Source organism: Flavobacterium ammonificans, from assembly GCF_020885975.1.
Lineage (GTDB): Bacteria > Bacteroidota > Bacteroidia > Flavobacteriales > Flavobacteriaceae > Flavobacterium > Flavobacterium ammonificans.
The window spans coordinates 1,378,009-1,391,758 of the sequence record NZ_AP025183.1 but is presented as its reverse complement, the minus strand read 5'-3'; the positions used below and the strand labels follow the sequence as shown (position 1 = coordinate 1,391,758).

12 protein-coding genes are annotated in these 13,750 nt (G+C 35.4%); 6 read left to right on the top strand and 6 right to left on the bottom strand.

Annotation, left to right across the window (positions count from 1 at the left end; all coding sequences use genetic code 11):
* Positions 1-58 precede the first annotated feature (58 nt).
* Entirely contained in the window at positions 59-1,405 is a 1,347-nt protein-coding gene (gene purB / locus LPC23_RS06310) for an adenylosuccinate lyase (protein WP_229328929.1), read from the top strand.
* A 170-nt stretch (positions 1,406-1,575) separates the two neighbouring features.
* On the opposite strand, the gene guaB is transcribed toward purB, so the two are convergent.
* The 3 genes from guaB to LPC23_RS06295 all read right to left on the bottom strand — a co-directional run bounded on the left by guaB (position 1,576) and on the right by LPC23_RS06295 (position 5,073).
* On the bottom strand, positions 1,576-3,048 hold the full coding sequence (gene guaB, locus LPC23_RS06305; RefSeq protein WP_229328927.1) for an IMP dehydrogenase: 1,473 nt from the start codon (positions 3,046-3,048) through the stop codon (positions 1,576-1,578).
* A 93-nt stretch (positions 3,049-3,141) separates the two neighbouring features.
* Positions 3,142-4,005 carry a hydroxymethylglutaryl-CoA lyase gene (locus tag LPC23_RS06300; RefSeq protein WP_229328924.1) on the bottom strand — a complete coding sequence of 288 codons (864 nt, stop codon included), beginning with the start codon at positions 4,003-4,005 and terminating at the stop codon, positions 3,142-3,144.
* Between the two features lie 48 nt (positions 4,006-4,053).
* The gene (locus LPC23_RS06295) at positions 4,054-5,073 is read right to left on the bottom strand and encodes a quinone-dependent dihydroorotate dehydrogenase (protein ID WP_229328922.1); all 1,020 of its coding nucleotides are present in this window, start codon (positions 5,071-5,073) and stop codon (positions 4,054-4,056) included.
* A gap of 202 nt (positions 5,074-5,275) precedes the next feature.
* On the opposite strand from LPC23_RS06295, the gene thrS reads away from it, so the two are divergent.
* The 5 genes from thrS to LPC23_RS06270 all read left to right on the top strand — a co-directional run bounded on the left by thrS (position 5,276) and on the right by LPC23_RS06270 (position 9,683).
* Positions 5,276-7,222, top strand: a complete 1,947-nt coding sequence (gene thrS / locus LPC23_RS06290; RefSeq protein ID WP_229328920.1) for a threonine--tRNA ligase — start codon at positions 5,276-5,278, stop codon at positions 7,220-7,222.
* Positions 7,223-7,238: 16 nt separating this feature from the next.
* Positions 7,239-7,793 carry a translation initiation factor IF-3 gene (gene infC / locus LPC23_RS06285; RefSeq protein WP_420842319.1) on the top strand — a complete coding sequence of 185 codons (555 nt, stop codon included), beginning with the start codon at positions 7,239-7,241 and terminating at the stop codon, positions 7,791-7,793.
* A 108-nt stretch (positions 7,794-7,901) separates the two neighbouring features.
* Positions 7,902-8,099 (top strand): 50S ribosomal protein L35, encoded by a 198-nt coding sequence (rpmI, locus tag LPC23_RS06280; RefSeq protein WP_229316965.1) that lies wholly within the window; start codon positions 7,902-7,904, stop codon positions 8,097-8,099.
* A 126-nt stretch (positions 8,100-8,225) separates the two neighbouring features.
* Complete coding sequence (rplT, locus tag LPC23_RS06275) at positions 8,226-8,570, top strand: 50S ribosomal protein L20 (RefSeq protein WP_229328917.1); 345 nt, start codon at positions 8,226-8,228, stop codon at positions 8,568-8,570.
* A 309-nt stretch (positions 8,571-8,879) separates the two neighbouring features.
* Positions 8,880-9,683, top strand: coding sequence for an endonuclease/exonuclease/phosphatase family protein (locus LPC23_RS06270; RefSeq protein WP_229328916.1), 804 nt, complete (start codon positions 8,880-8,882; stop codon positions 9,681-9,683).
* Here the strand turns inward: LPC23_RS06270 and LPC23_RS06265 are convergent, their stop codons facing one another.
* The 3 genes from LPC23_RS06265 to LPC23_RS06255 all read right to left on the bottom strand — a co-directional run bounded on the left by LPC23_RS06265 (position 9,684) and on the right by LPC23_RS06255 (position 13,703).
* Entirely contained in the window at positions 9,684-10,946 is a 1,263-nt protein-coding gene (locus LPC23_RS06265) for an asparagine synthetase B (protein ID WP_229328915.1), read from the bottom strand.
* 117 nt (positions 10,947-11,063) lie between these two features.
* The gene (gene dnaB / locus LPC23_RS06260) at positions 11,064-12,608 is read right to left on the bottom strand and encodes a replicative DNA helicase (protein WP_229328914.1); all 1,545 of its coding nucleotides are present in this window, start codon (positions 12,606-12,608) and stop codon (positions 11,064-11,066) included.
* A gap of 141 nt (positions 12,609-12,749) precedes the next feature.
* Positions 12,750-13,703 (bottom strand): acetyl-CoA carboxylase carboxyltransferase subunit alpha, encoded by a 954-nt coding sequence (locus LPC23_RS06255; RefSeq protein ID WP_229323678.1) that lies wholly within the window; start codon positions 13,701-13,703, stop codon positions 12,750-12,752.
* Positions 13,704-13,750: the final 47 nt, after the last annotated feature.

Genomic DNA, 13,750 nt, shown 5'->3' with positions numbered 1-13,750 from the left:
TTGGAGGCAAAAATACTAAAAAGGTTTATATTTGCACTTTCGAAAAAACAACACAAAAATGACTACTTTAAACGAATTGAATGCCATCTCACCTATTGATGGAAGATACAGAAATAAAACCCTTTCTTTAGCTCCTTTTTTCTCGGAAGAAGCTTTAATTAAATACCGTGTTTTAATTGAGGTTGAATACTTTATCGCTTTGTGTGAAGTACCTTTACCTCAACTTAAAAATGTAAATCCAAATGTATTCGAAAATTTGCGTGCTATTTACAAAAACTTTTCTACCGAAGATGCACTTTGGATCAAAGAAACAGAGAAAGTGACCAATCATGATGTGAAAGCGGTAGAATATTTCATCAAAGATGCCTTTGAAAAATTAGGTTTGTCTGAATACAAAGAGTTCATTCACTTTGGGTTGACTTCTCAAGATATCAATAACACTGCAATTCCTCTTTCGACCAAAGAAGCGTTTGAAAAAGTATACCTACCTTCTTTAATTGGATTAATTTCAAAATTAAAAGAATTAAGCACCGAGTGGCGTGACATTCCATTGTTAGCTCGTACTCACGGACAACCGGCTTCTCCTACTCGTTTAGGAAAAGAAATTGGTGTTTTTGTAGAACGTTTGGAAGAGCAAATGCGTTTGTTATTCAATATTCCGTTTGCAGCTAAATTTGGCGGTGCCACTGGAAATTACAATGCCCACCACGTAGCCTATCCACAAATCGATTGGAAACAATTTGGAAATACTTTTGTAGAGACTAATTTAGGGTTACACCACTCCTTCCCAACTACACAAATTGAACATTACGATCACTTTGCAGCATTTTTTGATGCCTTAAAGCGAATCAACACCATTATCATTGACTTAGATCGCGATATCTGGACTTATGTATCTATGGAATATTTCAAGCAAAAAATCAAAGCAGGAGAAATTGGTTCCTCGGCTATGCCACATAAAGTAAATCCTATTGATTTTGAAAATTCAGAAGGAAATTTAGGCATTGCTAATGCTATATTCGAACATTTATCTGCTAAATTACCTATCTCAAGATTACAACGTGACTTGACTGACAGTACCGTTTTACGAAATATTGGTGTACCCATGGGACATACTATTATTGCTTTTGAAGCTACCTTAAAAGGATTGAACAAATTATTGCTTAACGAACCAAAATTCCACGAAGATTTAGAGAAAAACTGGGCGGTTGTAGCTGAGGCTATCCAAACGATTTTACGTCGTGAAGCCTATCCAAATCCGTATGAGGCCTTGAAAGGTTTAACAAGAACCAACGAAGCAATTACAAAAGAATCGATTCATAGTTTCATTGCTACTTTAGACGTTAGTGAGGCTATTAAAACAGAATTATTGCAAATTACACCAAGTAACTTTGTGGGAATTTAAATTCAGTTATCAGCTATCAGCATAACAGTTATCAGCTAATCCTACTAATTTAGTTTAGTAGGATTTTTTTATTTAATAAACTGAAACTTTAGCATAAAAAAACCTGATACGGAATACATATCAGGTTTATAAATTAATGAACACTACTCAATGAGCACTGAACACTTATGTTATCTTGAATAATTAGGAGCTTCTTTAGTAATTGTCACATTGTGTGGGTGACTTTCTGTAATTCCACTTGAAGTAATACGAACAAAACGTCCTGTTTCTTGTAATGTTGGAATGTCTTTAGCGCCACAGTATCCCATTCCGGCACGAAGACCTCCAATGAATTGCAACATACTTTCGTTCAATTCTCCTTTATAAGGCACACGACCTACAATTCCTTCTGGAACTAATTTCTTCACATCATCTTCTACATCTTGGAAATAACGGTCTTTTGAACCACCTTGCATGGCTTCAACAGAACCCATTCCTCGGTATGATTTGAATTTTCTTCCTTCAAAAATAATCGTTTCTCCTGGAGATTCTTTTGTTCCTGCCAAAAGTGACCCTAACATCACACAGTCGGCACCTGCAGCAATCGCTTTAGGAATATCTCCCGTATAACGAATACCTCCATCAGCAATAACTGGAACACCAGTTCCTTTGATAGCAGCTGCTACTTCTAAAACCGCTGAAAATTGAGGAAAACCAACACCCGCTACGATACGAGTAGTACAAATCGAACCTGGTCCAATTCCTACTTTTACTCCATCAGCACCATTTTCAACCAAATATTTGGCAGCTTCTGGCGTAGCAATATTTCCAACAATTACATCAATTTTTGGAAATTTAGTTTTTACTTCTTTCAACACATTCACCACACCTTGAGTGTGTCCGTGAGCTGTATCAATAATAATAGCATCAACTCCAGCATTCACTAAAGCTTCTGCTCTTTGAACTGCATCTCCAGTAACTCCAATAGCAGCAGCTACACGCAAACGTCCGTAAACGTCTTTGTTGGCAATAGGTTTCTGTGTTAATTTAGTTATATCTCTAAAAGTGATTAATCCTACTAATTCGTTTTTATCGTTAACCACCGGTAATTTTTCGATTTTGTTTCCTTGTAAAACTACTTCTGCTTGCTCTAACGAAGTTCCTTCAGCAACAGTGATTAAGTTTTGAGAAGTCATTACCTCTACAATAGGACGTGCCCCATTTTTTTCAAAACGTAAATCACGATTGGTTACAATCCCTTTCAATATTCTATGTTCGTCTACAATTGGGATTCCACCAATTCCGAATTCTTTCATTGCATTTTTAGCATCTGCAATAGTTGAAGTCAAAGGTAAAGTTACTGGATCTATAATCATTCCAGACTCAGCACGTTTCACTTTTCGCACTTTAGCAGCTTGTTGCTCAATAGTCATATTCTTGTGTAGCACCCCAATTCCGCCCTCTTGCGCCATAGCAATTGCCATTGCACTTTCTGTAACCGTATCCATAGCTGCAGCTACAATTGGAACATTTAACGTAATGTTTCTTGAAAATTTGGATTGAATACTTACTTCTCGTGGAAGTACGTCAGAATAGTTAGGAACTAATAGAACGTCGTCGTACGTTAATCCTTCGCCGATAATCTTTGAATTGTGTGCGATCATTGCAATTTGTTGTAGTTGTTAAATTGCATGCAAATGTACAAAAATTTAATCAATAATATACAACCAACAAATTGGTAAATTTAATACTGATTATTAATGAAACTCCCCAAATACTTTTGATGCTTCATTATAAGCACTTTCAAAACTCATTGGACTTAAATTGGTATTTGCTTTTTTTGCAGTAAAGTAAGAAAGTAATTTTTCTGTAGGCATATTTCCAGTCAAATGATTGGTCGCCATTGGACAACCACCAAAACCTTGAATAGCTCCATCAAAACGAAAACACCCAGCTTGGTATGCTGAATCTACTTTTTCATACCAAGAATCAGGTGTGGTATGCAAATGCGCCCCAAATTCAATCGATGGATAAGCTGAAATCAAATTAGAAAATAAATATGAAATAGTTTCAGGAGTAGAACTTCCAATAGTGTCTGAGAGTGAGACAATTTTGACTCCCATAGCAGCTAATTTTTCAGTCCACTCTCCTACAATTTCAGTATTCCAAGGATCTCCATACGGATTACCAAATCCCATTGAAAGATAAGCGACAACTTCTTTATTATTGGCATCAGCCAAATTCAAAATTTCTTCTAAACTGATCATAGATTGCGCAATCGTTTTGTGAGTATTACGCATTTGGAAATTCTCCGAAATAGAAAATGGAAAACCTAAATACTGAATTTCAGAAAAATTACAAGCCGCTTCTGCGCCTAGTGTATTGGCGATGATTGCCAATAACTTACTTCGGGTTTTCGACAAATCCAATTGGGCCAATACCTCGGCGGTATCTTGCATTTGAGGAATGGCTTTTGACGAAACAAAACTTCCGAAATCTATGGTGTCAAAACCAACACGTAGTAAAGACTGAATATAAGCCACCTTAGTTGCAGTAGGAATAAAAGATTTTATTCCTTGCATAGCATCACGTGGACATTCGATAATTTTTACTGTTTCCATAGAAATTCAAAGGTAGGAAAAATCAATAGTTCGAATGTAAAGAAAAAATTATTTGTTTCGCAAAATGGCTTTGTTGATTGCTTTTACTAAAGCAGGCCCTTCATAAATAAATCCTGTGTACAATTGAACCAAACTGGCTCCGGCTTCCAACTTTTCTATAGCGTCTTCGGCAGTGTGAATTCCACCAACACCAATAATTGGAAACGATTTGTTGCTTTTCTCAGATAGAAATCGAATGACTTCAGTTGAACGTTTTGCCAAAGGTTTCCCTGACAATCCACCTGTTTCTATTTTATTTTCAGAAGCCAAGCCTTCACGAGACAAAGTGGTATTAGTCGCTATAACTCCGGCTATTTTGGTATCATTAATAATATCAATAATATCCAATAATTGTTCATCTGTTAAATCAGGTGCGATTTTTAACAAAATTGGTTTCTGCTTTGGCTTAGCCAAATTCTTATTTTGTAAAGTTTGCAACAAGTCAGTTAAAGGTTCTTTATCTTGTAAAGCACGTAAATTAGGGGTGTTTGGCGAACTCACATTGACCACAAAATAGTCCACATAATCAAACAGCGCCTCAAAACAAATTTCATAATCCGAAGTAGCTTCTTCGTTTGGAGTGACTTTATTTTTTCCAATATTTCCTCCTATTAAAACTCCGTTATTTTGCTTCAAACGCAATACTGCCTCATCCACTCCGCCGTTATTAAAACCCATTCGGTTAATAATGGCGCTATCTTCTTTTAAACGAAACAAGCGTTTTTTTGGATTTCCATCTTGTGCTTTTGGAGTAATAGTACCTATTTCGATAAATCCAAAGCCGAAATCAGACAATTCTTTGTACAAAACGGCATTTTTATCAAAACCTGCTGCTAAACCCACTGGATTTTTAAATTTCAATCCAAAAACTTCCGTTTCTAATCGGCTATCTTTGACTTCATATAAAGCACGAAAAAGTAATGAAAAACCAGGAATTTTAGCAAGTCTTCGAATTAAAGAAAAGGTAAAATAATGTACTTTTTCGGGATCAAAACAGAAAAGTATCGGACGAATTAGTAGTTTGTACATAGTGTTGTAATTGTGTGATGCAAAAGTAAAGAATAGTTTTCAGTATCGAAACTTCTCGAGTCAATTTTAGAATAAGCTTGTGTTTTTATAATTATATGGGATTTATTTGCCGAAAACCACGAAAAACCGCTCACAAACCCTGCTTATATTTTGTAAGTGTTTTTTCAATAGTCTATATTTGCATTCCTAAAAATAGTTAAAAATGATTAAGATTACTTTACCCGATGGGTCTGTGAAAGAATTTGCAGCTGGGATTACCCCAATGGACGTTGCAAAAAGCATTAGCGAAGGATTAGCTAGAAATGTAATTTCTGCTTCATTCAATGGTACTACCGTTGAAACCGTTACGCCTTTGACCACAGATGGTAGTCTTGTTCTTTTTACTTGGAATGACGAAGGAGGAAAAAAAGCGTTTTGGCACTCTACTTCGCACGTTATGGCTCAAGTTTTAGAGGAAATGTACCCAGGTATCAAATTAACCCTTGGACCTGCAATTGCCAACGGATTTTATTATGATGTTGATTTTGAAGATCATAAAATTACCGATGCCGATTTCAAAAAAATTGAAGACCGCGTATTAGAAATTTCAAGAGACAAACACGAATTCAAATTGCGCCCTGTTTCAAAAGCAGAAGCACTTGAAGTCTACAAAGACAATGTTTATAAAACTGAATTGATTTCGAACCTAGAAGACGGAACTATTACGTTTTGTGACCACTCGACTTTCACCGATTTATGTCGTGGAGGTCATATTCCAAATACTGGAATTATTAAGGCAATGAAAGTGATGAGCGTAGCCGGTGCTTACTGGCGAGGAGACGAAAAAAACAAACAGTTAACTCGTGTCTACGGAATATCATTCCCAAAACAAAAAGACTTAACTGAATACCTAGAATTGTTAGAAGAGGCGAAACGTCGCGACCACAGAAAACTAGGAAAAGAATTGGAATTATTTGCTTTTTCAACTAAAGTTGGACAAGGTTTGCCTTTGTGGTTGCCAAAAGGAGCTGCTTTGCGTGATCGTTTGGAGCAATTCTTGAAAAGAGCACAGAAAAAAGCAGGATACGAACAAGTGGTTACACCACATATTGGTCAAAAAGAATTGTATGTAACTTCTGGTCACTATGCTAAATATGGTGCCGATAGTTTTCAACCCATCAATACACCAGCTGAAGGTGAAGAGTTCTTGTTAAAACCAATGAACTGTCCTCATCACTGTGAGATTTATAATGTTCGTCCTTGGTCATACAAAGATTTACCAAAGCGTTATGCGGAATTTGGAACGGTGTATCGTTACGAACAAAGTGGTGAGTTGCACGGATTGACTCGCGTTAGAGGATTTACTCAAGATGATGCGCATATTTTCTGTACACCAGAACAATTGGACGAAGAATTCAAAAAAGTAATTGATTTGGTATTGTATGTTTTCGGTTCATTAGGATTTGAAAACTTTACCGCCCAAATTTCATTACGCGACCAAGAAAACAGAGAAAAGTATATTGGTACTGATGAAAATTGGGAAAAAGCAGAAAATGCGATTATCAATGCTGCTAGAGATAAAGGATTAAATACTGTTGTGGAATATGGTGAAGCGGCTTTCTATGGTCCAAAACTGGATTTTATGGTGAAAGATGCTTTAGGAAGACAATGGCAATTAGGAACTATTCAGGTAGATTATAACTTACCGGAACGTTTCGATTTGACTTACAAAGGATCTGACGATCAATTACACAGACCGGTAATGATTCACCGCGCTCCATTTGGTTCAATGGAACGTTTCATAGCTATTTTATTAGAGCATACTGCTGGTAATTTCCCATTATGGTTAATGCCAGAACAAGCTATTATCTTGTCATTGAGCGAGAAATACGAAATATATGCTAAAAAAGTTTTAGATTTGCTAGAAAATCACGAAATTCGCGCCCTAATTGACAACCGAAACGAAACAATCGGGAAGAAAATTAGAGATGCTGAAATGCAAAAAACGCCTTTCATGCTGATTGTGGGTGAAGAAGAAGAAAAAAACGGTACAATTTCTATTCGACGTCACGGTCAAGAAGGAAAAGGAAATATAACAGTTACCATAGAGGAATTTGCCGCTATTGTTACTGAAGAAATCAACAAAACATTAAAAGTATTTACAGTTTAACTTAAATTTTAAAGCCATAGCAATAAGAAGCAACAGAGGTTACCAACCTCGAGTAGAAAAGAAAGATGCACACCGAATTAATAATTTTATTCGTGTACCAGAAGTACGTCTTGTAGGTGAAAATATTGAGCCTGGAGTTTTTAAAACTGCAGATGCTTTGAAATTAGCTGACGAATTTGAATTGGATTTGGTTGAAATTTCGCCAAATGCAGATCCACCCGTTTGTAAAATCATGGACTACAAAAAGTTTGTCTATGAGCAAAAGAAACGCGAAAAGGTTTTGAAAGCTAAATCAACACAAGTGGTGATTAAAGAAATTCGTTTTGGTCCTCAAACCGATGAGCATGATTACGAATTCAAAAGAAAGAATGCTGAAAAATTCTTGAAAGAAGGTTCTAAATTGAAAGCTTTTGTTTTCTTTAAAGGACGTTCTATCATTTATAAAGATCAAGGTCAAATCTTATTATTGCGTTTGGCAACTGATTTAGAAGAATTTGGTAAAGTAGAAGCAATGCCCGTTCTAGAGGGTAAAAGAATGATTATGTTCATTGCTCCTAAGAAAAAGAAATAGTTACTAGTCAATAGCTAATAGGCAAAAGTTTTAAAACTAATTGCCATTGGCTTGTGGCTAATGACTCAAAAATAAGTAAGTAAGATAAATTAAAAACACTAGGAAAAAATGCCTAAAATGAAAACCAAATCTAGCGCCAAGAAACGTTTTAAAGTTACTGGTTCTGGAAAGATTAAAAGAAAGCATGCTTTTAAAAGTCATATCTTGACTAAAAAATCTAAAAAACGTAAATTAGCTTTGACTCACTCAGCGTTAGTTCACCAATCAGATGAAAAAAGCATCAAACAACAATTAAGAATTATCTAATCGACGATTTATTGTCAATTACAAAAATAATTCTTTAGGTTAAAAACAATTTAATAACCTTGGAGTATGGCCTTAAGTTCTCTTGATTAAATTCGGGACGCCTGCTACAAAAAAAACAGTAAAATTATGCCAAGATCGGTAAATTCAGTTGCTAAAAGAGCAAGAAGAAAAAAAATAATGAAGCAAGCCAAAGGTTTCTTTGGTAGACGTAAAAACGTTTGGACAGTTGCTAAGAACGCGGTAGAGAAAGCAATGTGCTACGCTTACCGTGACAGAAAAGTGAATAAAAGAAATTTCCGTGCTTTATGGATTCAACGTATCAACGCTGGAGCTCGTTTGGAAGGAATGTCTTATTCTCAATTCATGGGAAAAGTTAAAGCTAATAATATCGAATTGAACCGTAAAGTTCTTGCAGATTTAGCTATGAACCACCCAGAAGCTTTCAAAGCAATAATTAATAAAGTAAAATAAACGTTTTATCAACTCAATTTAGATTACTTACTTATAGAAAAACCTCAATCGAAAGATTGGGGTTTTTTGTTGGAAAAATATAAAATTCAACCGCAGATTCGCAGATATAAATATTTTTTTGAAATCCTTTTTAATCTGTGGCAAAATAATATTATTAATTTCATCCCAAAGGCTAAAATTCTTAATCAACCTATCTCCCAATATTTAGCTGCTAAAGATGCTTATTTAGTTTTAAATAAATTTAAATCTTAATGCCTTTGTGTCTTTATATCAAATAAACTATTTTTGAAGTAACCCAAATTCAGTCTTATGAAAAAACTAATTATTCTATTATTCCTTTTCCTATATTCTTCTGGCTTTAGTCAAGTTAAAATGATCTCTTGGAATATTGAAAACTTTGGCAAATCAAAATCTAATGAAGAAATAGCCTATATCGCCACTCAATTAAATAAATACGATGTAGTTGCAGTACAAGAAGTCGTAGCGGGTTACGGAGGCGCACAAGCTGTTGCACGGCTCGCTGACGAACTCAATAGAAAAGGAAACAAATGGGAGTATACCATCAGTGATCCAACTACAAGTACGCCTAGCAAAACCGAACGCTATGCTTTTCTTTGGAAATCAGCAATAATTAAGAAAATAGGAAAAGCTTGGCTCGAAAAAAAATACGCTTCGGTTATGGAACGCGAACCCTATTTATGCACTTTTGAATACAACAAAAAGCAATTTACAGTTGTATCCTTTCACGCCATCACTAAAAGTAAGCAACCTGATAGAGAAATTAAATATTTCAAATATTTTCCTTCAGCATATCCTAAACTTAATCTAATTTTTGCGGGAGATTTCAATTGTCCACAATCACATTTTGTATTTGATCCTTTACGAAAAATGGGATATTCTTCGGCTTTAGTGAACCAAAAAACTTCGTTAAAACGCAGTTGCAAAAATGGAGTTTGCCTCGCCTCTGAATATGACAATCTATTTTTTTCAAAATCAAAAATCAGAAAGTTAAATTCAGGTGTAATTCCGTTTTACCAAAACTTTCAATCGTTAAAAGAGGCTAGAACTATATCTGACCACTGCCCTATTTGGATGGAGTTTAGTTTGAATTGATTACGTTTTCTGTTTTTTCTTCTTGGCCGCAGGAAATAAAACATTGTTTAAAATTAATCTGTAGCCTGGCGAATTCGGATGTAAATCCAAAACTGTTGGTGGATCACCTACTTGGTGCTGAAAATCTTCTGGATCATGTCCAGAATAAAAACTGAACATTCCTTTACCTTTTTGCCCATGCAAATAACGCACTTCACTATTCAACTCACAACTTCCTAAAACCAAGACATTAGACTTTACAAAATTTGTATCAAAAGCCGTAGTTTGTCCCATAAAACCTTTGATTAATTGCGTATGATTTTGACATAACATACTTGGAATAGGATCCCATTTAGCTGAAAATTCCATTAAAGTAAAGTAATCCTTGTCTGGTGGGATTTGTCTTTTAGAAGTCATGTCAATATCGGAAAACTCATATTGCTCAGGTTTTCGTTCCAAAGTAAAATTTTTAAACGCAAACGTATTGTCGTAATTCAATTTGGACTGATAACTAGGTTCACTTGGATCTCCATCAAACATAGCTTCACATATATCAATTCCGTCAGCAGCCAAAGCAATATCAAAACTATCTGTAGCAGAACACATCGCAAACATAAAGCCCCCACCAATGACAAAATCGCGAATTTTTTTGGCCACCGCACCTTTTTCTTGCGAAACCTTAGAAAACCCTAATTGCTCTGCCAACTTTTCTGCTGCTACCTTTTGCTCTATATACCAAGGAACGTTCCGATAGGCTGCATAAAATTTTCCGTATTGTCCTGTAAAATCTTCATGATGCAAGTGCAACCAATCGTATAATAGCAGTTGGTCAGATAATACTTCTTGATCATAAATGGGAGTAAATGGAATCTCAGCATAGGTCAGCACTAAAGTTACTGCATCGTCCCAAGGTTGTTTACCTTTGGGAGTATAAACCGCAATTTTGGGGGCTTTTTCTAATAAAACCGACTCCATATTTTGTGAGGGACTCGAAATTTCATTCAAAATAGCTTCTTGTTCTCCATCCGAAAGGATTTCAAAACTTACTCCACGAATCTGGCATTCTTTTCGGATTTCGTCAGCATCAGGTAATAAAAAGGAACCACCTCTATAGTTTAGTAACCAATTAACCTTATAACTTTTATCCAAACACCAATAGGTAATTCCGTAGGCCTTTAAATGATTTTGTTGAGTCGTTTCATCCATTGGCAACAAAATATAAGAGGCCTTTCCTGAAAAAGAAATCAGGAACAGCAATACCAAAATTATTTTTTTGAAGCACATGGTGTTTTTATTTCAAAGATAAATAGTCAAGTTAATGAACTTATTTACACCTAATTTACATAATTTAATCCAAGATAACTTAATCCATTAATCTTAAATTCTAACTATCTAATATTCTTAAAACGGAACATCACTGTCCTCATCATCGTCATTTAGATTACTACCAAAGGCTTCATTTGCCGATGGCAAGTTTTTAGTAATAAAAGGATTATCGTCACTATTCATACTAGAAGGTAAGTCATCAAAACTACCTGAATAATCATCTAAATTGTCGAATTTCCCTAAGTGACCAATAAATTTCAAACGAACATTTTCGATACTACCATTACGGTGCTTGGCGATCATAATCTCGGCTTGACCAGCAGTTGGCGAAGCTTCATCATCATCCCATTCGTCAATTTTATAATATTCCGGACGGTATAAGAACGAAACAATATCGGCATCTTGCTCAATCGCTCCCGATTCACGCAAGTCAGACAACAAAGGTCTCTTACTTGAACCACGAGTTTCCACAGCACGAGATAATTGAGAAAGTGCAATAACTGGAACATTTAATTCTTTTGCTAATGCTTTTAAATTTCGAGAAATAGTTGAGATTTCTTGCTCTCTATTTCCACCACCTTTTCCGTTCCCTCCAGCAGTCATCAATTGTAAATAATCGACAATGATGATTCTAATGCCGTGCTGAGAAACTAAACGTCTCGCTTTGGCCCTTAAATCAAAAATAGAAAGCGATGGTGTATCGTCAATATATAATGGTGCTTTTTCAAGATTCTTTACTTTGGTACTCAATTGCTCCCATTCGTGTTTTTCTAATTTTCCTGTACGTAATTTTTCAGATGACAAACCTGTTTCCGAAGAAATCAAACGTGTAATCAATTGTACAGACGCCATCTCTAAAGAAAATAGCGCAACAGGCATTCCGAAATCAATAGCCATATTTCGCGCCATAGACAAAACAAAGGCGGTTTTTCCCATTGCAGGTCTAGCTGCAATAATAATCAAATCGCTTGGTTGCCAACCAGAAGTAATCTTGTCCAATTTTTCAAAACCAGTCGCCACTCCACTTAATCCTTCTTGACCGGCTATTTCTTCAATTCTTTTCTTGGCTTGTAGAACTAAACTTTGTGCAGTTTCAGAACTACGTTTAATGTTTCCTTGCGTTACTTCATACAATTTAGATTCAGCTCGATCCAACAAATCGAATACATCTGTAGTTTCGTCATACGAATCTTCTATAATTTCAGAGGATATTCGGATCAAGCTTCGCTGGATGAATTTTTGTAAAATAATTCTTGAGTGAAATTCGATATGTGCCGAAGAGGAAATTTTTTGAGTCAACTGAATCAAATAATAATCACCACCGGCTAAGTCTAATTTTCCATTCTTTTTAAGCTGAGCCGAAACTGTTAATAAGTCAATAGGTTGGGTTTCTGTAAACAATTGAACAATTGCTTCAAAAATATGTTTGTGAGCATCTTTATAAAAGGCATCGGCTTGTAAAATATCAATTACCTCATCCACTCCTTTTTTATCAATCATCATTGCCCCCAATACAGCCTCTTCAAGATCTAAAACCTGTGGAGGTAATTTCCCTTTTTCGAGATTAATGATAGTTGTATTATCTACCTTAACTGGCGCTATATTCCTAAAATTTTCCATGTAGCGAAAATAAGAAAAATTAAAAAAAAGTAGACAAGGACTTATTACAAAAGAATGTTGATAACTAACTATTTTTTGTTTATAAGTCAAAAAAAATCCGAAACTGTAAGGTTTCGGATAAACTGAATTTTTGTAAGATTATTAGTCTTTAAAATGCCCCATTGCAAGGTATTTCTCGTATCGTTGGGCTAATAAATCTTCTGTTGATAAGTCTTTCAACTCGTTGTAGCCTTTCATGATATATTGCTCTACAGTTTTAAATGTACTCTCTCTATCAAAATGCGCTCCTCCTAAAGGCTCTGGAATAATATCGTCAATTAATTTTTGCTTTTTCATGTCAGAAGAAGTCAATTTCAAAGCTTCGGCAGCTTGCTCTTTGTACTCCCAACTTTTCCAAAGGATAGACGAACATGATTCTGGTGAAATTACAGAATACCAAGTATTTTCTAACATATACACTCGGTCTCCCACACCAATTCCTAAAGCACCACCAGAAGCACCTTCTCCTACAATAATAGTAATTACAGGAACTTTTAAGCGAACCATTTCGAAAATGTTTCTAGCAATCGCTTCCCCTTGTCCGCGTTCTTCAGCTTCTAAACCTGGATAAGCTCCCGGTGTGTCCACTAAAGTCACCACAGGAATACCAAATTTCTCTGCCATTTTCATTAAACGTAATGCTTTTCTATATCCTTCTGGATTAGCCATCCCGAAGTTACGGTATTGACGAGTTTTAGTATTGTATCCTTTTTGTTGACCAATAATCATAAACGATTGACCCGCAATTTTACCTAATCCTCCCACCATTGCTTTATCATCTTTGAACCCACGATCTCCATGCAATTCTAAAAAAGTATCACCACAAAGCGCATGAATATGGTCTAAAGTATAAGGTCTATTTGGGTGTCTTGACAATTGAACGCGTTGCCAAGCTGTTAGGTTTTTGTATATGTTACGTTTTGTTTCTTCTAACTTTTTATTGATTTGTTTGCACGTATTGGTAACATCTACATCAGATTCTTTACCAATTACAACACATTTTTCTAACTGATCTTCTAGTTCTTTTATTGGAAGTTCAAAATCTAAATATTCCATGGAGTTACTGTGTTATTTATTTTTTCGATTAGAGATGCAAATATAAA